Source organism: Nocardia sp. NPDC059154 (assembly GCF_042755705.1).
In the GTDB taxonomy this organism is placed as follows: Bacteria; Actinomycetota; Actinomycetes; order Mycobacteriales; family Mycobacteriaceae; genus Nocardia.
The window spans coordinates 20,070-44,543 of record NZ_JBHZCS010000066.1; the positions used below are offsets into that span (position 1 = coordinate 20,070).

The 24,474-nt window shown below is 70.3% G+C and carries 12 protein-coding genes; 5 read left to right on the top strand and 7 right to left on the bottom strand.

What is annotated here, in order from left to right; genetic code table 11:
- Positions 1-27 precede the first annotated feature (27 nt).
- The 4 genes from ACFXN1_RS39635 to ACFXN1_RS39650 form a co-directional block, all read right to left on the bottom strand.
- On the bottom strand, positions 28-6,072 hold the full coding sequence (locus ACFXN1_RS39635; protein ID WP_379440545.1) for an amino acid adenylation domain-containing protein: 6,045 nt from the start codon (positions 6,070-6,072) through the stop codon (positions 28-30).
- Between the two features lie 117 nt (positions 6,073-6,189).
- Positions 6,190-7,383, bottom strand: a complete 1,194-nt coding sequence (locus ACFXN1_RS39640; protein WP_379440546.1) for a DUF1501 domain-containing protein — start codon at positions 7,381-7,383, stop codon at positions 6,190-6,192.
- A 13-nt stretch (positions 7,384-7,396) separates the two neighbouring features.
- Complete coding sequence (locus tag ACFXN1_RS39645; protein WP_379440547.1) at positions 7,397-8,701, bottom strand: DUF1800 domain-containing protein; 1,305 nt, start codon at positions 8,699-8,701, stop codon at positions 7,397-7,399.
- A gap of 64 nt (positions 8,702-8,765) precedes the next feature.
- Complete coding sequence (locus ACFXN1_RS39650; RefSeq protein WP_379440548.1) at positions 8,766-9,638, bottom strand: class I SAM-dependent methyltransferase; 873 nt, start codon at positions 9,636-9,638, stop codon at positions 8,766-8,768.
- A 65-nt stretch (positions 9,639-9,703) separates the two neighbouring features.
- On the opposite strand from ACFXN1_RS39650, the gene ACFXN1_RS39655 reads away from it, so the two are divergent.
- Together ACFXN1_RS39655 and ACFXN1_RS39660 are read left to right on the top strand one after the other, a co-directional pair.
- The gene (locus ACFXN1_RS39655) at positions 9,704-10,411 is read left to right on the top strand and encodes a haloacid dehalogenase type II (protein WP_379440550.1); all 708 of its coding nucleotides are present in this window, start codon (positions 9,704-9,706) and stop codon (positions 10,409-10,411) included.
- Between the two features lie 56 nt (positions 10,412-10,467).
- Positions 10,468-11,811 (top strand): TerD family protein, encoded by a 1,344-nt coding sequence (locus ACFXN1_RS39660; protein WP_379440551.1) that lies wholly within the window; start codon positions 10,468-10,470, stop codon positions 11,809-11,811.
- 67 nt (positions 11,812-11,878) lie between these two features.
- Here the strand turns inward: ACFXN1_RS39660 and ACFXN1_RS39665 are convergent, their stop codons facing one another.
- Together ACFXN1_RS39665 and ACFXN1_RS39670 are read right to left on the bottom strand one after the other, a co-directional pair.
- Positions 11,879-13,219: a hypothetical protein gene (locus ACFXN1_RS39665; protein WP_379440553.1), complete on the bottom strand. Its 1,341-nt coding sequence runs from the start codon at positions 13,217-13,219 to the stop codon at positions 11,879-11,881.
- A 176-nt stretch (positions 13,220-13,395) separates the two neighbouring features.
- On the bottom strand, positions 13,396-14,490 hold the full coding sequence (locus ACFXN1_RS39670; RefSeq protein ID WP_379440554.1) for a TerD family protein: 1,095 nt from the start codon (positions 14,488-14,490) through the stop codon (positions 13,396-13,398).
- 282 nt (positions 14,491-14,772) lie between these two features.
- Here ACFXN1_RS39670 and ACFXN1_RS39675 point away from each other — a divergent pair, with 282 nt between their 5' ends.
- The 3 genes from ACFXN1_RS39675 (at position 14,773) to ACFXN1_RS39685 (ending at position 23,233) form a co-directional block, all read left to right on the top strand.
- Entirely contained in the window at positions 14,773-15,405 is a 633-nt protein-coding gene (locus ACFXN1_RS39675) for a GNAT family N-acetyltransferase (protein WP_379400530.1), read from the top strand.
- Between the two features lie 101 nt (positions 15,406-15,506).
- On the top strand, positions 15,507-21,845 hold the full coding sequence (locus ACFXN1_RS39680; RefSeq protein WP_379440556.1) for an SDR family NAD(P)-dependent oxidoreductase: 6,339 nt from the start codon (positions 15,507-15,509) through the stop codon (positions 21,843-21,845).
- Entirely contained in the window at positions 21,842-23,233 is a 1,392-nt protein-coding gene (locus ACFXN1_RS39685) for an aminotransferase class I/II-fold pyridoxal phosphate-dependent enzyme (RefSeq protein ID WP_379440558.1), read from the top strand. Before ACFXN1_RS39680 ends, ACFXN1_RS39685 begins: the two co-directional genes overlap by 4 nt.
- On the opposite strand, the gene ACFXN1_RS39690 is transcribed toward ACFXN1_RS39685, so the two are convergent.
- Complete coding sequence (locus ACFXN1_RS39690; protein ID WP_379440581.1) at positions 23,206-24,468, bottom strand: MFS transporter; 1,263 nt, start codon at positions 24,466-24,468, stop codon at positions 23,206-23,208. The two genes, ACFXN1_RS39685 and ACFXN1_RS39690, sit on opposite strands and share 28 nt — an antisense overlap.
- Positions 24,469-24,474 lie beyond the last annotated feature (6 nt).

Below are 24,474 nucleotides of genomic sequence, written 5' to 3' on the forward strand. Positions count from 1 at the left end.
GCATTGATTCCGAGCGCGCGATCCGGGTCACAGCGGCGGCGGTGGGAGGAAGCCGGTGGCGACGTAGTAGTCGAGGTAGCGCTTCAGGGTCACCCGGTCGGCGCCGGGACAAGCGGAGTCCGGATCGCTCGGGGCCCCGGTCACCTCGGCCGAATAGTTGACGGTGAGTGCGGCCGCCCGCGCCAGCAGGTCCTCGGCTCCGGGTTGTTCGGCCGCGGTCAGCAGCGCGGTCGCGAATTCCGCCGGGTCGACGAGGTCGATCCGATAGCCCCGGCCCATGAGTTCGTCACGAATGGATTTGAGGGACAAGGTCCTTCCGGGCAGCAAGCCGACGGTGCCGGGCCCCGAGGGCTCGGCTGCCGCGGCCACAATGGCCGCGGCCGCCTGGTCGACGGGCAGCATGGCGACCTCGGCGTCCGGCAGCTCGGGTGCGAGGCCGAGGACCAGCATGGCGCGCAGCATGGTCCACCAGGCGTCGTCGGTGCCGGCGGCGCCGGTGCGGGAATCGCCGGTGATCAGGCCGGGACGGTAGACACGAGCGGGTAGGCCACGGTCGGCGGCGGACCGGACGAGGTGTTCGGCAACCCATTTCGTAGCGACGTAGCCCGGCAGATCGTGCAGCTGCCGGGCGTCCGCGACCGAGGCGGTCGAGATGTAGTGGACCGGCTTGCAGCGACCCGTGGTGGCCAGCCGGAGGACCTCGACCGTGCCGCCGACGTTGGCATCGCGCATGCGGGCATACGGCTCGAGGTGGTTGACGAGGGCGGCGTTGTGGTAGATCACGTCGATCCGCAGGGTCAGTTCGGTGAATTCCGCCGGGGTCAGGCCGAGCCAGGGTTGGGCGAGATCGCCGGGGACAGCGGCGATTCGATGGATATCGGCGGAGATGTCGAGGCCGAAGCGGGTGGCGTTCGCGGAGATCCGGTCGCGTGCGGCGAAGGCATCGCGGGCGCGTGTCAGGCAGTAGATGGTGGCGGAGGTTCGGTCGAGCAGCTCCCGCAGCAGGAAGACTCCCAGGAATCCTGTTGCGCCGGTGAGCAGAATGGCGGCGGGCTCGCCAGGACGCGGCGCGGGGAGACCCGCGGCGGTGATCTCGGGAGCCAGGGAGATGTCGGCCGACGGGTCGGGTTCCTCGCCGGTCGGGGCCGACTCCGACCGCAGCGCGGCGGCGAGTTCCCGCACCTGTGGATGGGCGAAGAGGTGAGTGAGCGGCACGGGAAGGCCGAGCCGGTCGGCCAGGGCGGCGCGAACCCGGATGGCGGACAGGGAGTTTCCACCCAGGGCGAAGAAGTCGTCCTCGCGGCCGACTCGATCTATGCCCAGTTCCGCACTGAGCACATCCGCAATGGCCAGTTCTTCGGGTGTCTCGGGCGCACGGTATTCCCGCACCGGGAGTTCGGGATCGGGCAGCGCGGCCCGGTCCAGTTTGCCCGTCGGTCCGAGGGGGAAGGCTTGAACCACGGTCAGCTGGGCGGGAATCATGTAGCCGGGCAGCCGCTTTCGGGCCGTCGCGAGCACGTCGGAGAGGTCCGGGTCGGCCTCGCCGGTGCGCAGGTACCCCACCAGCCGGTCCCGGCGGATCGCCACAACGGCCTCGGCGACGGCAGGGTGCGCGCGCAGTGCGGCCTCCACCTCACCGGGTTCGATGCGCAGGCCGCGTAGCGCGAGCTGGAAGTCCGTGCGGCCCAGGTATTCCAGGCCACCGCGATGGGTACGCCGGACCAGGTCTCCGGTCCGGTACATGCGCTCCCTTGCGGTGGTGAAGGGATCGGCTACGAAGTGATCCGCCGTAGTGCCGGCCTGTCCGAGGTAACCGCGGGCGAGTTGAGCACCCGCGACGTACAGCTCACCGGGCGTGCCTACCGGCACCGGGTGCAGGCGGGAATCGAGGACGTAGGTGCGTGAATTCCAGTGCGGCGCACCGATGGACACCGGTGCGTCGCCCAAGTGCGTGACCTCGGCGCCGGTCACGGAGATGGTGGCCTCGGTGGGCCCGTACAGGTTGTGCAGCCGGGCCGGTCCGGCGGCGGTGAAGCGCGCGATCAGCTCGGCGGGCAGGGCTTCACCACCGGCCCACACCACACGCAGTGCCGCGAAGGCCCCCGCGGGAGCATGGTCCAGCAGCGCGCGCAGCAGAGACGGCACGGCGAGGAAGGCCGACACCCGGTGACGGGCCATGAGATCGGCCAGGTGCTCGGGATCGGTGCGGCCTGGACCCGACGGGATCACCAGGTGCGCGCCCACGGCGAGCGGGACCGTGGCACCGATCAGCGAGGCGTCGAAGGTGGCGGGCACCAATTGGAGATAGGTATCGCGTTCGGTCAGCTGGTATTCGGCGGTGAAGAACGCTATGTAGCCGGCCACTGCGGCATGCGAGACGCCGACGGCCTTGGGGCGGCCGGTGGACCCGGATGTGAAGATCACATAGGCGAGGTCCTGATCGCGCAGCGGCCGCAACCGGTCGGCGTCGGTCACCGGATCGGCGGAGAACTCGGACAGTTCAGGGGAATTCAGAAGATCGGCGGTCACCGTGCACACCGGCGCGGCCGCGGCCAGCATGGCCTCGGTCCGGTCGGCGGGCTGGCCCGGGTCGATCGGCATGAACGCGCCACCGGCCTGCACGATGGCACAGAGGCATACCACCAGGTCGGGGCCGGGATCCAGCGCCGCGCCGACCCTGTCACCGGGACCGACGCCCAGCCCGATCAGCCTGCGTGCCAAGCGATTCGATCGCTCGGCGAGCTCACGGTAGGTCAGTGCCACTCCGTCTCCGGTCACCGCAATCGCGTCGGGTGTTCGGTGGGCCTGGTCCGTGAACGCGTCGAACATGAACCTGTGTGGCACTGCGTGATTCGGCCCAGCAGTCGCGAAGGTGGCGAGTTCGGCATCCTCGGTGAGCGGCAGGTCCCCGACCGCCCGCTCCGGGTCGGCGGCGACCGCGGCGAGCAGCCCGGTCAGCCGCCGGCCGAGCCGGGCGATGGTCGGATCGTCGAACAGATCGACGGCATACCGCCACGAACAGTTCAGTCCCGCAGCGCCTTCGGCGTCGCGCTGCGGGACGACGGTCAGTTGCAGATCGACCGGCGAGAAGGTCTCACCGAGATCGGCCGCGGTGACCCTCAGACCGGGCAACCGCAGCACCTGAGCGCCGAATTCCTGGAAGGACAGAGCCACCTGGAACAGCGGGTGATGTGCCCGGCTGCGCGGCGGGTCCAGGTCGGCCACCAGCCGTTCGAAGGGCAGTTCGGCATGGGCGAGGGCGGCCAGGTCGGTGTCGCGCACCCGGTCGAGCAGGCGGGCGAAGCTCTCCGCCGGGTCGATGCGGGTGCGCAGGACCAGGGTGTTGACGAACATGCCGACCACATCGTCGAGTTCGGGTTCGCCGCGGCCCGCGACCGGCGCACCCACCGCCACATCCGTTGTCCCGGCCAGCCGGGCCAGCACGACCGCCAGCGCCGCATGCAGCAGCATGAACACCGAGACGCCGCGCGCACGGGCCAGTTCGTCCAGCTCCCGGTGCAGGGTGGCGTCCACCCGGAAGTGCTGGGCCGCACCGCGATGCGACGCCACCGGCGGGCGCGGGTGATCGGTGGGCAGATCCAGCAGTGGCGGCAGGCCCGCCAGCGCCTCGCGCCAGTACCGCAGTCGAGTCGCCAGCAGTGAGCCGGGATCCGATGCCACGCCCAGCAATTCACGCTGCCAGATCGCGTAGTCCGCGTACTGCACGCGCAGTGGCGGCCAGTCGGGGGGCGTGCCGCGGGTGCGGGCGGTGTAGGCGGTCATGAGGTCGCGGGTCAGCGGGACCATGGAGAAGCCGTCCGCGGACAGGTGGTGGATCACGACGGCCAGCACATGCTCGTGGTCGGCGATCCGGAACAGCCGCACGCGCACCGGGACCTCGGCGGTGACGTCGAATCCCGTGCCCGCCAACGCGATCAGCCGCGGATGTACCTCGGACTCAACGATGTCGACCGGCGCCAGATCCCACTGGACAGCGGTGGCGGGCCGGATGTCCTGATGGCCGGTGCCGTGGTGCTCGGGATAGCTCGTTCGCAGCGCCTCGTGCCGGTCGAGCAGATCACGCACGGCGAGTTCCAGAGCCGCCGTGTCGAGTTCGCCGGACAGGCGCAGTGCGAACGGGATGTTGTAGGTCGCCGATCCCGGGTCCAGACGTGCCAGGAACCACAGGCGCTGCTGTGCCGGCGACAGCGGCGCCCGGCTCGCGCGGTTCGACCGCACCGTCAGCGGTGGCCGGTCGCCGGCGTCGAGCCCGTCGACGGCCGCCGCCAGCTCGGCCACCGTCGAGTGCTCGAATATCAACTGCACGGGCACCCGGGTGCCCCGATCCGCACCCAGGCGTCCGGCCAATCGGATAGCGAGCAGGGAGTTTCCGCCGAGCTCGAAGAAGTCGTCGGCCGCGCCGATCCGGCCCACCCCGAGCAGTTCCGTGCAGGCGGCGGCCACGGCACGCTCGGTGGCGGTCGACGATGGCCGGTACGGGCGCGCGGCGACGGTGGGCTCGGGCAGGGCGGCCCGATCCAGCTTGCCGGACGGAGTCAGTGGAACGGCGTCGATCACGGTGAGGGCGGCGGGGACGGCGTGACGTGGAAGCTGTTGCCGCGCATACTCGGCCAGGCTCGCGGTATCCACGACCGCGTCCGATGCGGGCACCACGTACGACACCACACCATCGGCCCCGCTGCGCAGGCGGCGGACGAGAGTGATTGCGAAGGCCACGGATTCGTGTGCGGACAGGACGGCGTCGATCTCATCGAGCTCCACCCGGATGCCCCGGAGCTGCACCTGCGAATCGTTGCGGCCCAGGTATTGCAGCACCGGGACACCGGCACGGCCGCTGATCCACCGCACCACATCACCGGTCCGATAGAGGCGCTCCCCCTCGCCATTCGGGTGCGCCACGAAGCGGGTGGCGGTCAGCCCGGGACGCTCGTGATACCCGCGTGCCAGGCCCGGCCCGGCCAGGTACAGCTCACCGGCCACCGCGGTCGGCACCGGCCGGAGCCGGGCATCCAGGACGAGAGCGGTCACCCCGGCGATCGGTCCGCCGATATCGACGGTGTCCGCGGTGGTCAGCGCGGTGCTGATGGTCGCGGCGACCGTGGTTTCGGTCGGGCCGTAGAGATTGAAGAAGGACCGTCCAGGCGACCAGCGTGCGACCAGATCCGGCGGGCACTCCTCGCCGCCCGCGATCACCACCGCCAGGTCGGGCAGCCCGCTCGCCTCCAGTCCGGCCAGGGCGGCCGGGGTCAGGAAGGCGTGCGTCACCCGCTCGGCGCGCAGCAGGTCCGCGAGTTCGCCACCGCCGTAGCAGTCCGCGGGCGCGAGCACCATGGTCGCGCCGGCTCCGACGGCCAGCAGCAGTTCGAGCACGGCGGCGTCGAAGCTCGGGGAGGCGAAGTGCAAGGTGCGGGACTCGGCGGTGACGGCGAAGCGGCGGGACTGCTCGGCGCAGAGCCCGGCGAGGCCGGAATGCGTGACGGCCACGCCTTTCGGGGCCCCGGTCGAGCCGGAGGTGTAGATGACATACGCGACGTCCCCGCCGTGCAGGCGGCGGGTGCGTTCGGTGAAGTGCAGGGATTCCGCCGAGGCGTCGGCCACGAGCGTGGCGCAGTCGGGCGCGTCGAGTTCGAGCCAGTCGAGGGCAGCGCCGAGCCGGTCGCGGAGTGCGACCAGGGTGAGCCCGCAACACGCGCCCGCATCGGCGAGCATGTGCGCCACCCGATCCGGCGGATAGCCGGGGTCGACCGGCACGAAGGCCGCCCCCGATTTGGCCACCGCCCAGACCGCGACCACCGCCTCGGGCGAACGCGGCAGCGCCAGCACCACGCGGTCGCCCGGACCGAGCCCCCGAGCCACCAGCACCCGCGCCAGGCGGGTGGATCGCTCGTCGAGCTCGGCATAGGTCAGCGACTGCGCGCCCGCGCGCAGTGCGATCCCGGACGGATTACCCTCCGCCGCCGCGGCCAGCAGCTGGGGCAGCAGTCGGATCCGTGGGTGGCGGCGGCCATGCGTGTTTCTCGCCCGGCCCACCGCAGAAACATCGGCGCGCACCGGTTCCTACTCTCAGCCTCGATTCGCCTTCCCACACGAGCGAACTGAATACCGCGTTCCGGGCCGGTCGGCAACACTTACGGGTGTCGCGGGGCCGACATTCCGGGCACGCCGCGGTCAGGCGGACAGTAGGCCGAGGTCACGGCGACCGGAACCGACCACCGGGGTGGGGTCGGTGGCGAGGACCCGGTGCAGCAGTTCGTGATAGACGTCGCGGAAGTCGACGGTCACCTTCAGGTCGCCATTGTCGAGGTCGGTGAGGCTGGGCTCGTCGCCGTGGAAGCCACCCGCCACCGACGCCCCGGCCAGGAAAACGGGTCCGGCGGTGCCGTGATCGGTGCCCTGCGAAGCATTGGCGGCCACCCGGCGGCCGAACTCGCTGTAGGCCATCAGCACCACATCGCGGCCGCGCGGATGCGTGGCGAGGTCCTTCAGGAAGGCGGTGACCGCCTCGTCCAGGCGGCCCAGCAATTGTTCCTGGGTGTGCCGTTCGTCGGCGTGGGTGTCGAAGCCGCCCAGGCTGACCGAGTAGACGCGGGTGGGGGCACCGGCCTTGACGCACTGGGAGACCAGGTCCAGCTGGGCGGTCAGGGGGTTCGCGGCCGTCTTCCCGGGCGACTTCAGGGACGAAAAGGTCTGCCGGACAATCTGTTCGGCCTGGTAGCCGGTGCAGACCCGGGCCCGCGCCGGGCTGTCGGAGGCGTCGGCGGCGGCCAGGCCGGACAGTGCCGCCGCCAAGTCGTCGGACAGCGGCGCGGACGCTGGATCCAGAGCTGCCGCAGTGTGTTTCGCACCCAGGGCGAGCTGGGGCAGGACGGGCCCGATATTGACCGCGCGGACCGGATCGTCACCGGTCGCATCCAGCCAGCGGCCGATCCATCCGGTCTGCACCGGCTCGCCGGGTGAGGCCGTCTGCCAGATGTCCATGGAACGGAAGTGGCTGTGGTCGGGTTCGGGATACCCGACCCCGCGCACAATGGCGAGGGTGCGGTCGCGCCACAGGCCGGACAGGCCCTTCAAGGCCGGGTTGAGGCCCAATTGGTCATCGAGGTGCAGGACTTCCTCGGGGCGGTAGGACAGCTCGGGGCGGGCGTCGTGATAGGCGTTGTCCGCGTAGGGAATCACGGTGCTGATGCCGTCATTGCCGCCGTAGAGGGTGAGCACCACCAGGATTCCGGAGCCGGCGGCCAGCGGGGTGGTGACGGCGCGCTGCTGCAGCTCGTCCCAGGTGATCACGGAGGCGCCGGCCACGCCGAGCGCGCCCAGCACGCCGGTGCCGACCAGGAACTGTCTGCGACTGAATTGCGGCATGGTGGTGTGGCTTTCAGCTGGTGAGGTATTCGGGTGTGTTGATGGCGAGCGCGGCCAGCCGGGGCGGCTGATCGACGGCGGTCGCGAGCACAGCGGCGCTGCGGTCGGACCAGGAGCCGACGCCGAGCAGGTAGGCGGTGGCGTCCAGGCGGTCGCCCCGGCCAGCCTGCGTGATCGGCGACAGGTCGGCCTGCTTCATCAGATCCAGTGCCGCCGTGAGCCGTATCTGCGCGGCGGCACTCGACATCCAGCCCTGCCCGCGCGGCCAGCCGCCGACGGTGGGCGGATAGAAGGGCAGCTGGCCGAGTCTGCGCAGCGTCCCGGCGAGGGCGCGGGCATCGGCGTCCGCGGTCAGCGGGATCCGGAAGGCCCGCACGGCGGCGATCAGCCATTCCACCGGCCCGTGGACGACGGTGTCGCGGGCAGTGGTGAATTCGGGATCGGTGCAGACGGCGGTCACCAGGGCGGACAGGTCCCGGGCGGGGCCGTAGGCGGCGGTGAGGCGGTTCAGGACGGCATCGGAGGGCGGATCGTCGGAGGCCAGCTGCTGCCACAGTCGCCCGGCGACGAAGCGCGGGGACTCCGGGCAGGCGAGCACCGCATCGCAGAACGACCGGGCGTCCAGCGCACCCGTCACGCCCAGCACGGTTTTCGCGCTCGGGTCGTGGCGCTTGGCGTCGAAAGCGGCTGCACCGCCGGTGATGGTCCAGCCCGTCAGCGCCCGAGCCCCCTCTCGGACATCGGTCTCGGTGTACCCGTTGCCGTGGCCGAGCGCGAAGAGCTCCATGAACTCGCGGGACAGGTTCTCGTTGGGCGCCTTCGCGGTATTGGCGACACCGTCCAACCAGCGAAGCATGGCCGGATCGGTGAGCATGGCGTAGGCGAGCGCGGCGAAGTCACCCGCGCCGCCGGCCCGCAGCGCCCGATTCTGCGCGGCCATCTCGGCGGCATTGCGCACCTTGGTGGCCGAGGTGGCGAAGTGGTTGTGCCACAGCAGGGTCAGCTTCTCCCGGACCGGGGCCCGGACGGCCGCCATGCGCCGCAGCCACCACCAGGTCAGCGTGTCCAGCTGACCGGTGATCTGCGCCTGGTACTGCTTGCGGGCCTCGGTCGTCGCGCCCTTGCCGAGCGGGGCGGGCGGAACCAGCTCCGGCACGGGGGTGGCCCGCGCGCCCGGATCGGCCTCGGGGTCGGCGGTCAGCGCGGCGCGCAGGTAGCCCGCCACATCCGGGACCGCGTCGATCTCGGACCCGGTCGCCCCGAACCCGGTCCGGCGCAGCACCCGCGCGGTACGCATCCACTCCGCAGACTTGCCCATGTCCCCGAGTATCGAACGCCCGGGCGCCCGCTCAGCGGGCCCGACGCGGAGTTTCAGGCAATCTTCAGTCCCCGACCGGCCCGCGAACCGCGTGCAGCAGCGGCGCGCGCCCCCTGCCCGGCAGCAGATCGGCCAGCGGTTCGCCGAGGTACTCCTCGAACAATCCCGACAGCGACCGCAGCTCGACCGTATCGAAACCCACTGAGCGCAGCAGGTTCTCGATCTCCTCGGGTTCGAAGAAACTCAGCCACGGCTCGTTCAGCGCCGCGATCCGCTCGGCCCGCGCCCGCACCTCCGCGCGCTCCTCGTCCGTGTTCCCCCCGCTCAGGTAGTCGAGCACGACATGCACCGGCTGCCCCTGACCCGCGATGAACCGCAGGGTCTCCTCGATGGCGGCCCGGGTCAGATACATGACCACACCGAGCCAGACGAACACCGCCGACCGCTCCCGATCGAACCCGGCAGCAGCCAATCCCCCTGCCAGCGTGCCGGTTTCGAAATCCACCGGAACGAACGTGAGCGACTCCGGAGTCTCGATCCCGGCCTGCGCGAGCATCTCACGCTTCCACTCCTGCGTGTCCGGATGGTCGACCTCGAACACCCGCAGACCGGGATACGGATTCCGATACCCGAACGTATCCAGCCCCGCCCCCAGAATCACCACCTGCGTGGTCCCGTCGGCCACCGCCGCGGCCACCACCTCCTCGGCGAACCGGGCCCTCGCCGCCAGGAAATACCGGCGCACCCGCTGCCGCGGATCGTTCCCGCCCGGCCGATCCAGGGTCGCGGTATCCAGATCCCCGATCCGATCCGCCGTCATCCCCAGAATTCGCGCCGCCAGCGGATCGGTGAACACCCGAGGCTCACCCGAAAGCTGGTGATGGGCCCGCGCATACGCGGTAGCCAACGCCGTCCTACTCGCCCTACCCGTCTCCATGGGCTCAGCCTAGAACCGTCCCGGGCCGTCGGAACTATGACAAACAACTCGCCTAGTCTTCGGCTGTGGACGTATTGAGCCCGAAGGCGCTGTTGTTCGATGTGCAGGGAACCGCCACCGATTTCCATTCGACCATCCGGCGGGCGGCCGAGGCCGCGCTCGGGGGTGAGCGGCCGGGAGAGGACTGGGGCGCGTTCGTGAACGAGTGGCGGGCCGCGTATTTCGCGGAGACGTCGCAGCGGCCGGAGCAGGGGCCCTGGGTGAGCGTGGCCTCGGTGTACCGGAAGACGCTGGACCCGCTGCTCGCGGCGAGGGGGATCTCGATCGGGGTGCCGGAGCGGGACGAACTGGCCCGGGCCTGGGCTCGGCTCGACCCGTGGCCGGATGCGGTGCCGGGACTGCGGCGGTTGCGGCGGCGGTTCACGCTGGCGACGCTGTCGAATGCGGATGTCAGTGCCGTGGTGGAGATCTCGCGGCACGGGGAGCTGCCGTGGCATGCCGTGTTCGCGGCGGAGATGGCCGGGGTGTTCAAGCCGGATCCGCGGACCTACCGGCTCGCGGCGCGATATCTGGGGCTGGAACCCGCCGAGATCATGATGGTGGCCAGCCACAAATACGACATCCGGGCGGCCGGTGAGCTCGGATTCCGGACGGCGTTCATCACGCGTCCCCTGGAGTACGGCGATCCCGAGCTCGGCGATGCGGAGTTCTCGGATGAATTCGATATCAATGCTGTGGATTTCCTCGACCTGGCCGATCAGCTCGGCTGCTGAGGGCACCCCGGTCTCCTACAGTGGCAAGTGGGCGTCTCGATACGGGAGGATCGGCCTTGTCCACAACGCTTGTGAAGGGTCAGAACGGACCGCTCACCGCGCCGGAGGTGGTGGTTTCCGTCCGGGTCGCGGCGGCCGCCGCGCTGTCCGCGCTGCTGGTGACCGAGCACGGAAAGGTGCGCTCGGACGCGGATTTCGTGTTCTACAACCAGCCGGCCGGGCCCGGGGTGCGGCTGCGGACCGGGGAGGCGGGGCAGCCCGCCGAACTGTCGGTGGCGCTGACCCAGGTGCCCGCCGACATCACCCAGATCCGGGCGGTGATCACGCTCGACGAGACGGGGTCCACCTTCGGCCGCATCGCGCCGCCGATCGCGCTGGTCTCCGATGAGCACGGGAACCCGCTGTACGAGTACAAGATCGAGGATCTGCAGAGCGAATCGATCGTGATCGCGGTGGAGCTGTACCGGCGCTACGGCAACTGGAAGGTGCGCGCGGTCGGCCAGGGCTATGCGGGCGGCTTCGCGGCCCTGGTCACCGACCACGGGGTCACCGTCGAGGAAGCGCCGCCCGCCGAGACCCGCACCGCTCCCCCGCCCCCGCCGCCGTCCCCTACGGCCTACCCGCCGCCGGTCGCGCCGACCTATGTCACGCCGAACTCGCCGTATCCCACTCAGCCGCCGCCGAACTCGCCATATAGCACTCAACCACCACCGACTTCACCGTATCCCGCTCAGCCCCAGCCGAATTCGGCGTATCAGGTCCCGCCGCCCCCGAACCCCGCGCCGCCGACCGGTGACGGCGGACTCTCACGCGGGCGACCGGTGAATCTGTCCAAGGGCCAGCGCGTCACCCTGCGCAAGGACGGCGGTGTCGCGCTGACCCGGATTCGGATGGGGCTCGGCTGGGATCCCGCCCGGCAGGGCGGTCTGTTCGGGCGGCGACCGGTGAACATCGACCTGGACGCCTGGGTGGCCATGTTCGCCGACCGGCATCTGGTGGACGTGGCCTACTACGGGCAGCTGACGTCCAAGGACGGCTCCATCCGGCATTCGGGCGACAACCTGACCGGCGAGGGCGCCGCCGGGGACGACGAGGTGATCCTGGTCGACCTGAGCCGGGTGCCACGCCAGGTGAACACGCTGCTGTTCATCGTCACCTCGTATCAGGGCCACACCTTCGAGCAGGTCAGCAATGCCTACTGCCGGCTGGTGGACGACACCACGCAGGCCGAGCTGGCCCGGTACGCGCTGGCGGGTGGCATGCCGTTCACGGCGATCGCCATGGCCAAGGTGTTCCGCGCGAACGGCGAGTGGGCCCTGCAGGCCATCGGAGAGGGCTTCCAGGCCAAACATCCGGGCGAGGCCGTCCCGCAACTGGGCCGGTTCATCACCGTCTCCTGAGCACAACACCCGACGGAAACGGGGCGCACCCGGATTGGACGCGCCCCACCGCGAACCGAACCTGGAATCAGGCGCCGTAGCGCAGCACCACGAAGTTGTCGCCCTGCGCGGAATCCTTGGTGGTCCCTGCCACCACGATCCCGCCATTCGCCTGCAGCGCCACGGCATTCCCGTGATCGGCCGCAGTCCCGAGGTCGGTGCTCACCTTCCCGCCCGCGCCGAAGCCGCTGTCGAGCTTGCCGTCGGAGGTGTAGCGGGCCAGCGCGATATTGTCCCCGGTGCCGGTCCCACTGCTGGTGCCGACCGCGATGATCGTGCCGTCGTGGGCCAGCGCGACCGCGGCCGCCACATCGGACTTGCCGCCGAAGTCCGTGGTGGCCTTGCCATTGTCACCGAAACCGCTGTCCGGCTTGCCATCCGGCGTGTACCGCACCACCAGGAAGTTGTCGCCCTGCACCGGATCCTTGGTGCTGCCCACCACCACGATCTTGCCGTCGGCCTGCACCGCCACCGCATTGCCGTGATCCGCCGCGGTGCCAAGATCGGAGCTCACCTGACCGTTGACGCCGAACCCGGGATCCGGCTTGCCGTCGGAGGTGTATCGCGCGACGGCGATATTGTCGCCGGTGGTGGTGCCGCTGCTGGTGCCGGCGACCACGATCTTGCCATCCGATTCCACGACAACGGATTTCGCGATATCGGACCTACCACCGAAATCGGTCGATACCTTGCCGTCGGTGCCGAATCCGCTGTCCAGCTTGCCATCCGGCGTATACCGCAGCACCACGAAGTTGTCGCCCTGGACCTGGTCCCGCGTGCTGCCGGCCACCACGATCTTACCGTCGGACTGCACCGCCACCGCATTGCCGTGGTCGGCCGCGGTGCCCAGGTCGGCGCTCACCTGGCCGTTGACGCCGAAACCGTTGTCCAGCTTGCCATCCGCGGAATAGCGGGCGATGGCGATATTGTCCCCGGTGGCAGTACCGTGGCTGGTGCCCACCGCGACGATCTTGCCGTCGGCCTGGAGCGCGACCGCGCTCGCCACGTCCGATTTGCCGCCGAAGTCGGTGACCACCTTGCCGCCGTTGCCGAAGGCGCTGTCCAGCTTGCCGTCCGCGGAGTACCGGACCACCGCGAAGTTGTCGCCCTGGGCCGGATCCTGGGTGCTGCCGGCGACGACGATCTTGCCATCAGGCTGCACCACAACAGCATTCGCGTGATCGGCCTGCGACCCTAGATCGGTGGTGACCTTGCCGCCGTCACCGAACCCGGTGTCCAGCGTGCCCGCGGCCACCGAACTGCCCTGCGCGCCCGTGCAGGCGGTGATGACGAGCCCGACGATGGCCACGAAGACCAGTAGCAGCAGGGATTTCGGTGTGACTCCGAACCGTCGTGACGTACGCAACATGTGAGCTACCTCGTTTCAGCAATGGAAGGGGGTAGAGCAGCACAGATTGGAACCACGAAAACTATGACAGTATGGCCGGAATCAGGATCCGGCCGGACCCGGATGAACCTGTTCATCCGCGGCGCACCGGCGACTCGCCGCGAAGCCCGGCCGGGCGAACCGGCCGGGTCCGGAACTCAGAGGAACTTGGTGACCTGTGCAGCCGCCTCGACGGGATGTCCGGCCTGGATCGGGTGACCGAGCGCCTGCACCTTCCAGATGCCGTCCTCGCGGTGCACTTTCGCCACCACCATGCCGGTGTGCGGGCCGCCCGAGCTCAGATTGGACCGGGTGAGCTCGGCGCTGTTGGTGCCGTCGATCAAGCGCCAGAAGGCATTGCGCACCCGCTCGAAGGTGTGCCCCGCGTAGGAGGTGATGACGAAGACGATGGCGGTGACGTGCGAGCCGACCCGGGTCAGGTCGACGGTGATGACCTCGTCGTCGCCCTTGCCCTCACCGGTGAGGTTGTCGCCGGAGTGCCGGATGGCGCCGTCCTTGGTCACCAGCTGGCCGTAGTACGCGGCGTCCACGAGATCGTGCCCGGCGTACACCAGGGCCGAGGCGTCCAGATCGATCTCGACCGGGCGCGAACCCCACTTGTGCTGCACATGGACGGGATCCCAGCCCAGCCCCATCTTGACGAAGCTCAGGTCGGCGCCCTGCCGCCGCAGCGCGACGGTGTCGCCGACCCCCAGCACCGGCGCGATGACGGGCGCGGCCGAGCGTGCCGGCTGCGGCGAGGCGCTGATCGACACGCCGTGATCGGCGAGCAGTGCCGCGAAGCCGCCGGGATGGCCGAAGCCGACCGCCCGGGCGTACCAGCCGTCGGCGCCGCGGTCCAGATCCACCGCCGCCACCGTCGACTCGTTGCCGAGGCCGTCGATCACGTACTCGTACAACGGGATTCCGCGTTCATCGGCAATGCCGATGTGCGGTGCGGGATAGTCGCCCAGGCGGCCGTCGCGGTCGTCCAGGGTGACCACGATGCGAATGTGCGCTACCCCCTGCGATACCGACGCCAGGCTGACGGCGACGGCGTTCTGCCCGGGCACCAGCTGGATGCCGGGGCCCGCGGGTTGGTTGTAGAAGATCAGGTCGTTGTCGTCGCGGACGGCGCCCCGATCGGTGAGAAGCAGCGCGGCCAGATCGATACCCGCGCTGAAGTGCACCGTCACGGTGATATCCGCGACGCCCAGTTCACCGGTCTGCCCTTGGGTTAGAAGTGCGGCCACGCTCCCACTTTATGGGAACCATGGGTCAGCCGGACGAAACGAAGCGATATCGCTTTTACGCGCGCGAACCTTAGGACATGTCACAGTGTCAGGCCATACCCCGGTGAATCGTTTTATGCCACAACACGAATCGGTCGCACGATCAGTAACTTACGAGTACCCTACTCGACAGTAGCCTGCGGGGCTACCGTTCAGTAGGGGACACGCACGCACCACTGGACACCAGCAGACTGTCCGTCATCGGGGTCGGGCGCCGACGGGCATGAAATGTAAGGGACTGTTTTGGTTCAGTCGGATGCACCGGTCGTTCGCCGCGCCACCGAAGCCGACATCGAGGACATGGTCCGGGTGCTCGCCCTGGCCTTCGAGTCAGACGATCCGATCGAGGACTACGTCTTCCCCGATCCCGTGGTCCGCCGGCGGCGCGCGCCCGGCATGCTTCGCGTTCTGATCAAACACCGCTACCTGCCCGCGGGCGCCGCGCTGGTGGCGGAGGTGGACGACCGGATCGTCGGCGTGTCGCTGTGGATTCCGGACGGTTACCGCAATCCGGCATGGCGGGAAGCCATTTCGGGCCCCCAGCTGCTGTGGGCCATGGGCGTCGGCGCGACCAAGCGCGGCATCGAGGTGGATGCCGCCATCGCCCGCACGGCGCCCGCCGAACCGCACAACTATCTGGTCTATCTGGGCGCGGAACCCCAGGCGCAGCGGGCGGGTGTGGGCCGCGCGCTACTGGCCCGGCTCACCGCCGAATCCGACGCGCACGGGCGCGCGCTGTGCGGAATCTGCAAGGACGAGAACGTCGCCTACTACGAGACGATCAATTTCGAGCAGGTCGGCCGGACCCGAATCGGGAGTAGTGGTCCGGAGATGAACTTCCTGCTGCGTCCGCCGACGCGCGTCAGCGCCGGCTGACGTCGGCAGCGGACGCCCGGATCGTGGATCACGACCCGGGCGGCTCCGCATTGCCTCGGGGGGGATCGCCAGGTTCGTTTCTGTTTTACCGAGGAGACGTAGTGTCTGACATTGCCATTGTCGGAATCGGGTGCCGCTACGCCGGTGGTATCGATTCACCGGAATCGTTCTGGGACTTCATCATCAACAAGGGCGACGGGGTCGTGGAGATCCCGTCCGATCGGTGGGACTACCGCCGCTTCTACGACCCGGACAAGCGCACGCCGGGGCGCATGTACACCAAGCGCGCCGCCTTCATGACCGGCGATCCGTGGGCCTTCGACCCCGAGTTCTTCGGCATCTCACCGCGCGAGGCCGCCGCCATGGACCCCCAGCAGCGGCTGGTGCTCGAGGTCGCCTGGGAGGCACTGGACGACGCGGGCATCGCCGGTCGCGTCTCGGGTGCGCCGATCGGCGTCTACGTCGGGGCCTTCACCCTCGACCAGATGGGCACGTCGCTGACCAATGCGACGCTGCCCTGGGTGGACATGCACACCCCGGCGGGCGCGTCGTACACCATGATCTCCAACCGGATCGCGTACGCGCTCAACATGATCGGCCCCGCCCTGACGGTGGACACCGCGTGCTCGTCGTCGCTGGTGGCCTTCCACCTGGCCTGCCAGGCGCTGGAGAACGGCGACTGCACCGTGGCACTGGCCGGCGGCGTCACCCTGATGCTGCAGCCCGAGACGTTCGTGTCGATGTGCAAGGGCGGCTTCCTGGCCGCCGACGGCCGCAGCAAGCCCTTCGACGCGAGCGCGGACGGCTATGGGCGCGGCGAGGGCTCGGGCATGGTGGTCCTGAAGCGGCTCGAAGACGCCGAGCGCGACGGGGACCGGATCTACGCGGTGGTCAAGGCGACCGGGTCCAATCAGGACGGGCGCACCACCGCCATCACCGTGCCCAATGCCGATCTGCAGGAGGCCCTGGCGAAGTCGGTGACCGAGCGGGCGGGCATCGCGCCGCACCAGGTCACCTACGTGGAGGCGCACGGGACCGGCACGCCGGTCGGCGATCCGCTCGAGCTGCGGGCCATCGGCCGCGCATACGGACGGGTCGCGGAGCGCACCGGACCGCTGGGCGTGGGCTCGGTGAAGGCGCAGCTCGGGCACACCGAGGCGGCCTCGGGCATCGCCAGTGTCATCAAGTCGGCGCTGGCCATCACCCATCGCACGATCGCCCCGCAGGGCTGGCTCGACGAGCCCAACCCCGACATCCCCTTCGAGGAGCTCGGCCTGGCGCTGCAACTGGAGGCGCAGCCGGTCGCGCCGGAGACGCGAATGACCGTCGCGGTCAACGGCTTCGGATACGGCGGCACCAACGCGCACGCCATCCTCCAGGAGTACATCCCGGCGGAGGCGCCCGCCCATGAGCCCGGACACCATGGCGTACTGCCGATTTCGGCCCGCAACGACACGGCCGCTCGCGCCCTCGCACGCGGCTTCGCCGAGCTCATCGCGGCGGGCGCCGACCCCGCCCGGCTGGCCGAGGCGGCGTGGACGCGCCGCCACCATCACCCGGTGCGCGCCGGCCTGACCTTCGGTGACGACGCCGAGCTGGTGCGGGCCCTGGTGGACTTCGCCAATGGCGAGGGCCGCACCGCCAAGGTGATCACCCGCAAGGTGCCCGAGCCGGTCTTCGTCTTCACCGGCATGGGCCCGCAGTGGTGGGCCATGGGCCGCCGACTGCTCACCGCCGGTGGCGCTTTCGCCGCCGCGGCCGAGCGGATCGACGCCGTGTTCCGGGAGATCTCGGGCTGGTCCATCGTCGAGGAACTGTTGCGGCCCGAGGAGGAATCGCGGGTCACCTCGACCGCGGTCGCCCAGCCCGCCAACTTCCTGATCCAGGTGGCGCTGGTCGCGCTGCTCGACGAGCTCGGCATCCGGCCCGCCGCCGTGGTCGGCCACAGTGTCGGCGAGGTGTCGGCCGCCTACGTCACCGGGATGCTCTCGCTGCGGGACGCGCTGCTGGTCAGCTATCACCGGGCGCGGTTGCAGGCCACCACGGCCGGTTCGGGCGGCATGCTCGCCATCGGCCTGCCGCAGGCCGCGGCCCTGGAACTGATCGAGGGCGATGAGCTGGTCAGCATCGCGGCGGTCAACAGCCCGAGCGCGGTGACCCTGGCCGGCAATGAGCAGCGGCTCGACGAGATCGCCGAATCCCTCACCGAGCAGGGCATTTTCGCGCGCCGACTACAGGTCGAGGTGCCCTACCACAGCTATCTGATGGATCCCATCCTCGACGAGCTGCGCACGGCGCTGGCCGATCTGACGCTCGCCGATCCGCGAATTCCCCTGTGGTCCACCGTGACCGGGACCCGTGTCGGCGCGGGCGACTGGGATGCCGAGTACTGGTGCGCCAATGTGCGGCAGCCGGTGCGCTTCGCCGACGCCGTCACCGAGCTGGTGGGCGCGGGCAGCCGGGTGTTCCTGGAGGTCGGCCCGCATCCGGTGCTGGGAGCCAACATTCGCGAGATCCTCATCGGGGCGGGCGAGACCGGCACCACCGTCGCCACCCTCAATCGCAAGCAGGCCGACGACGAGAGCGTCCGGCAGACCGTCGCGGGCCTCTACACCGCGGGCGTGCTCGATATCGACGCCCTCTTCGGCGCGGTCGTCACCCCGCACGTGGAGCTGCCGCGCTATCCGTGGCAGCGCACCCGGCTGCGCGTCGAACTGCTGGGCGTGCAACAGCTCAAGTACGGCACCCCCGGCGGCTACCGCATGCTCGGCGATCCGACGCTCGAGGACCCGACCACGGCCTGGCGCATCCAGCTCAGCGTGGGCGATCTGCCGTGGCTGGCCGACCATGTGGTGGGCGGCTCCCGGATCCTGCCCGGCGCGGCCTATCTGGACGCGGCGCTGAGCGCGGCGGCGCTGCGCACCGAGTCCAGCCGGGTGGCCGTCGAGGATGTCCGCTTCCTCGCGCCGCTGGTGGTGGACGAGGGCATGGCGCCGGTGATGGAGCTGCACGTGGAGGAATCCACGCGGCGGTTCACGATTCGCTCCCGCGAGCCCGCGAGCATCAACTGGACCATCAATGCCACCGGCCGGCTGGTCGAGGGCGTGTACGAGCCGAGCAAGGCCGACCTGCCGGCGCTCGAGGAGATGCTCGCCATCGACCCGGACGCCTACTACACCGCCTTCGCCGCACGCGGCCTGGACTACGGCCCGGCCTTCCGCCGTGCCACCGAGCTGCGGGTGTCCGGCAATACCGTGGTCGCCACCCTGGACGGCGCCATCGCCCGCGACAGCGGCCACCTCGCCCACCCGGCCGTCGTCGACGCTGCCGTGCAGTGTTTCGGCGCGGTCCTCGCCGCCGCGCCGAATGCCGAACGGGGCGAGCTGGTTCCGGTCGCGGTGGAGGGGGTGCGGGTGTTCGCGCCCATCCCCGACCAGGTGACCGTGGTGGCGCGGCTGCACAGCGGTGACAATCTGACCTGCGACTACGACCTGCTCGACGCCGAGCGGAACGTGGTCATGCGGATCATCGGGCTGCGGCTGGGGGCCATCAACCCGGATCGCGGTGCGCTGCAACGGCTCACGGACTACTTCTACGAAGACCGCTGGGACATGCGGGAACCCGTGGACACCAGCGCGCTGCCGTCCCCCGAGACGGCGTACACCCTGGCCATCGACCTCGCCACCGAGGCCGGTCCGCGCGCCGGTTTCATCGCGGGCACGACGGCACACGGTGAGGTGCTCGCGGTCGGCGATCCGACCCGCGAGGACCTGGAAGCCGTGGTGCGCGAACGGCTTCAGCAGATCGTGGCGCTGAGCGGCGTCCAGCGCACGCACGTCGTCCTGGTGGCGGGTTCGGATTACACCGACCTGGACGCGCTCTGGACGCTGCGCCGGATCGCGGTGACGATCGAGGGCTTCCTCGAGGACTGGCTGCAGCAGCGCGGCGACGAAATCCCCATGACGGGTGACGGTTCCATTCACGTCTCCCTGGTCACCGAACGCGCCTTCGCGCACCCGGACGAGGATGCCGCGCCCGACCCGGCCCACGCCGCCCTCGCCGGCGCCCGCCGGGTGCTGCTCAACGAGCAGTCCCGGCTGCGCTGGCGGCTGATCGACGTGGATCCCGAGGTGGCCGAGGCGGACCTGGCCGCCGAGCTCGCCATTGCGGGCGCGTTCACCTACGACCACTCCGACGAGGTGGCGCTGCGCAACGGCCTGCGCTGGGTGACCGTGGTCGCGGCCACCCTGCCCGACCGGCTCGAAGCCCTGGACCGAGCCGAATCGCTCACCGATCCGGAGGCGAATTTCCGTCTGGAGCTGCCGAAGTCACGGGTGCTGTCCCGGCTGGCGTGGCGGCGCTGCGACCGGCGCGCCCCGGGGCCGACCGAGGTCGAGGTACGGATCCTGGCCATCGGCCTGGGCTACAAGGACCCGCTCAAGGTCATCGGCGTGCTCGGCGAGCGCGAGATGGCGGGCACCTTCTACGGCACCGAACCCGGCATGGAGGCCGACGCCGTCGTCGTCCGCGTCGGTGCGGACGTCGACAATGTGGCCGTCGGCGATCGGGTGTTCCTGACCTCCAAGGCCATGATGTCCCGCTTCCACACCACCGACGCGGACCTGATCACCCGGGTCGCCGACAGCACCGAGGTCGGCCAGTGCACGAGCACCGTGGCCTTCGCCACCGCCGAGCACTCGCTGCTGGAGCTGGCGCGGGTGCGGGCCGGCGACGTGGTGCTGGTGCACGGCGCGGCGGGCGGCGTCGGCTCGGCGGCGGTGCAGATCGCGAAACTGCACGGGGCCACCGTGATCGGCACCGCGGGCAGTGACGAGCGCCGGGCCTACGTCCTGGCCCAGGGCGCGGACCACGCGCTGGACTCCCGCTCGCTCAACTTCGCCGACGACGTCCTCGGCCTCACCGACGGCCGGGGCGTGGACGTGGTGATCAGCACCGCGCCGGGGGAGATCCTGCGCCGGAACTTCAAGGCGGTGGCCGAGTTCGGGCGCATCGTGGAGATCGGCAAGGCCGACATCTACACCGGCGGCGTGCTCGACCTGGGGTACTTCGACAAGAACCTCTCCTACCACTCCTTCGACCTGGACCGCATGCTCGCGTTCAAGCGCAAACCCACCGGAGAACTCGTGCAGGGCGTGCACGAGAAGCTGGCCGCCGGGATCTACCGGTATCTGCCCTACGAGCTGTACGACACCGCCGACGTGGCCAAGGCCTTCGAGGACGTGGCCCGGTCGGCGCACTTCGGCCGCATCGCGGTGAGCCTGGAATCCGAAGCGCCGCAGGTGCGCCCGATGATTCCGGCGGTCACCGTGGATCCGGCGGCGCAGTACCTGATCACCGGCGGCTTCGGGGCCTTCGGCCTGGCCATGGGCCGCTGGCTGGTCGGGCTGGGCGCCCGGCGGCTCACCCTGCTCGGGCGCGGCGGCCCGCGGACCGAGGCCGCCCGCACCCAGCTCGCACTCTGGCAGGAACAGGGCGTCGAGGTGGTCGAGGAGCGGGTGGACGTCACCGACGCCTACGCCATGACCGCGGTGATCGCGCGGGCGAACACCGCCGAGCACCCGCTGCGCGGCGTGTTCCACACCGCGGGCAGCCTCGACGACAAGCGCGTACCCGATATGAGCCGGGACAGCCTCGCCACCGTGTACCGGCCCAAGGCCGAGGGCGTGATCGCGCTGCGGCGCGGCATCGAGGCCGCCGGGGCCGAGCTCGACATGTTCGTGCTGTTCTCCTCCGGCAGCGCCATTTTCGGCAGCATCGGCCAATACGCCTACACCGCGGCCAATCTCGCGCTCGATGCCACCGCGGACGTGGTGGCGCGGCAGGGCGGCACCGCGCTGTCGGTCGGCTGGGGCCACATGTCCGGCGGCGGGATGGCCGAGGACGAGTACGTGTCCCGCTACCTGCGCACCGCCGGATTCGATCCGATCAGTATGGAGGAGGGCGCCGAATACCTGGAGAAGGCACTGGAACTCGGCATCCACCACCATGCGTCCATCATTCCCATCGACTGGTCCCGGGTGGCCGCCACGGTGTCCTGGTACGCCATGACCGGGCGCACCGCCGAGCGCGTCGCCGCCGCGGTCGAGGACAATTCGGCCGCGTCGCATCTGGTGGCGGCGCTGCGCGAGCTCGACGAGCAGAAGCGCGCCGATGTGGTGGCGCACATGCTGGCCGAACAGCTGGCGGTGGTCATGGGCGTCGACGCCGACTCCATCGATCTGACCGTGCCGGTGCCGGAACTGGGCCTGGACTCGCTGATGGCGGTGGAATTCGGTGCGCTGGTGAGCAAGACGCTCGGCGTGGACCTGATGTCCATGAAGGTCGGCCGGTCCTTCACCCTCCATCAGGCCGGCGCCCGCGCGGCCGAACTCCTGGTCGGCGGCGACACGGCGGCGACCGGCCAGGCGGTGCCGGCATGACCGAGTCCGCACGCGATCTGGCCCGGAAACTCCTGGCGGGCAACGGGATCAAGGAGACGACGGCCACGAGCACCGCGGCACCGCACCCGGTGTCCACCGGGATCGCACCGCCGGGCCGGACCGCGGCCGCGCGCACCCCGCGCGGTCCCGGCCGTCAGTTCGCCGATCACCCCGACGTCGCCGCGGCCGTGGTGAAGCGGGCCGCCATCGGCGCCCTCTACGGGCAGTCGGGGATGCCGAACCCGGTGTTCCTACCGCGAACCAGCCCGAACGACACCGTGATCCGGGCCCTGGACACCGACCTGGTGAACTTCAGCGCCTACAACTACCTGGGGCTGTCCAGCCACCCCCGGGTGGTGCGGGCCGCCAAGGACGCGCTCGACCAGTACGGCGCGTCCGCGTCGGCCAGCCGGATCGTCTCCGGCGAGATCCCGCTCTACGGCGAACTCGAACAGCGGCTGGCCGGGATCTACGACGTGGGCGACGCCATGGTGACCACCAGCGGCTATCTCACCAATGCCGGGGTCATCGGTTTCCTGCTGCGCGAGGGCGATGTGGCCTTCTGCGACAGCCTGATTCACGGCAGCGTGGTGTCGGGCACACAGTGGGCGGGTTGCCGCCGGATCAACTTCCGGCACAATGACCCGGACTCGCTGCGGTCGGTGCTGAAGATGTCGCGCTCCGGATTCGACCGGGCGCTGGTGGTCATCGAGGGCCACTACTCCATGGACGGCACCGTCGGCCGCGTCGCCGAACTGGCCGCCGTCGCACGGGAATTCGACTGTGCGGTCATGGTGGACGAGGCCCATTCGCTCGGCGTCCTCGGACCCACCGGGCACGGCATCCGCGAGCACTACGGCATGGCCGGCGCGGACGTGGACATCTGGATGGGCACGCTGTCCAAGGCGCTGGGCAGCGTCGGCGGGTTCATCGCCGCCGACGCCGATCTCATCGGGGCGATGAAGTCGAGCGCGCCCGGCGTGGCCATGCTGACCGGCGGACCCGTGCCCTCGGGCATCGCCGCGGCCCTGGCCGGGCTGGAGGTGCTGGAGGCCGAGCCGGAGCGGGTCACCCGGCTGTGGGAGAACGCGCGCCTGTTCGATGCCGCGCTGCGGGAGCGGGAGCTGAATCTCGGTGACTCCCAGGGCACCCCGATCCTGCCGGTGATCGTGCCGGGCGAGATCCGGGCCGGATTCGTCTCGGCCCACCTGCTCCAGCACGGCGTATACGCCGGGGCCATTTCGGCCCCGGCGGTCCCGGTGGGCAAGGAGCGGCTCCGCTTCTTCATCACCTCGGAACACACGCGGCAGCAACTGCTCTCGACGGCGGACCTGCTCGCCGAGGCGATTGCCATGTCCGGTCAGCTGCCCGCCGACATGACGGGCTGACGCACCCCCGCGCGCTGTGGGCGGAGTGCGAACGCCGCCCACAGCAGCAGGCCCAGCATGGTTGCGACGACGCCGATCTCGCACACCAGCGCCCAGCCGCCGGCCTCGTAGGCCACCCCGGCGGTCACCGAACCGGCCACACCGCCCAGGAAGTAGGTGACCATGTACGCGGTCGTCAGGCGGCTGCGCGCGGCCGGATCGAGGGTGTAGATGGCGCTCTGATTGGTCAGATGCGCGCCCTGGATGCCGAAGTCGAAGATCACCAGCGCGGCGATCAGCGCGACCACGCTGTGCCCGCCCCAGGCCATCAGCGCCCAGCTCGCCAGCAGCACCAGCCAGGTCAGCGTGGTGACGCGGCGCAGGTGTCCACGATCGGCCATCCGCCCGACCACCGGCGCGCCCAGCGCCCCGACCACACCCGCCATACCGAACAGGCCGATGGTGAATTCGCCGTAGTGGTAATCACTTCCGTGCGACCCGGACAGCAGGAACGCGATGGCCGTCCACACCGCCGAGAAGCAGGCCATGAGGATGAAGCCCAGCATCATGCGCTGTCGCAGCACCGCGTGGCGGCGGATCAGACCCAGGATCGACGCCAGCACCTGCGGGTAGCTCTCGCCCGTGGCCGCCCGCGGCGTGGCGGGCGCGAGCACGTAGACGCTCACCGCCATCACCACCTGCAGTCCGGCCGCCACCAGCAGCACCGCCCGCCAGCCACCCAGCTGCGCCACCGCCCCGGACAGCACCCGCGACAACAGGATTCCCAGCAGCAGTCCGCTCATCACCGTGCCGACCACCTGCCCGCGCCGGGCCGGATCGGCCAGCGCCGAGGCCCACGGCACCACCACCTGCGCGGCCGAGGCCGCGACACCGGTGGCCACCACCCCCGCGAACAGCACCGCGAAATTGGGCGCGACGGCCGAAACCAGCAGGGCCGCAACCGAGGCCAGCAGCAGCACCGGGACCATGCGGTGGCGGCGCAGGAAGTCCCCCAGCGGCACCAGCAGGGCCAGGCCGCACAGATAGCCGATCTGCGCGGCGCTGACCAGCAGGGCCGCGGTCGCCGTGGAGATGCTCAGATCCCCCGCGACCTGGTGCAGCAGGGGTTGCAGATAGTAGTTGCCGGCCGCGGAGGAGCCCGCGGTCACCGCGAACACCAGCACCGTCGTCCGGGTCAGCGCCACGCCGGGCGCTGTCGCGGTGTCGGGCGCGGGCCGGGCGGGGGCCACGGTCATCGAATC

Coding starts and splice junctions, on each gene's coding strand:
- ACFXN1_RS39640 (WP_379440546.1), bottom strand. CDS start 7,383: ATGCCGCAATTCAGTCGCAGACAGTTCCTGGTCGGCACCGGCGTGCTG.
- ACFXN1_RS39645 (WP_379440547.1), bottom strand. CDS start 8,701: ATGGGCAAGTCTGCGGAGTGGATGCGTACCGCGCGGGTGCTGCGCCGG.
- ACFXN1_RS39650 (WP_379440548.1), bottom strand. CDS start 9,638: ATGGAGACGGGTAGGGCGAGTAGGACGGCGTTGGCTACCGCGTATGCG.
- ACFXN1_RS39665 (WP_379440553.1), bottom strand. CDS start 13,219: ATGTTGCGTACGTCACGACGGTTCGGAGTCACACCGAAATCCCTGCTG.
- ACFXN1_RS39685 (WP_379440558.1), top strand. CDS start 21,842: ATGACCGAGTCCGCACGCGATCTGGCCCGGAAACTCCTGGCGGGCAAC.
- ACFXN1_RS39690 (WP_379440581.1), bottom strand. CDS start 24,468: ATGACCGTGGCCCCCGCCCGGCCCGCGCCCGACACCGCGACAGCGCCC.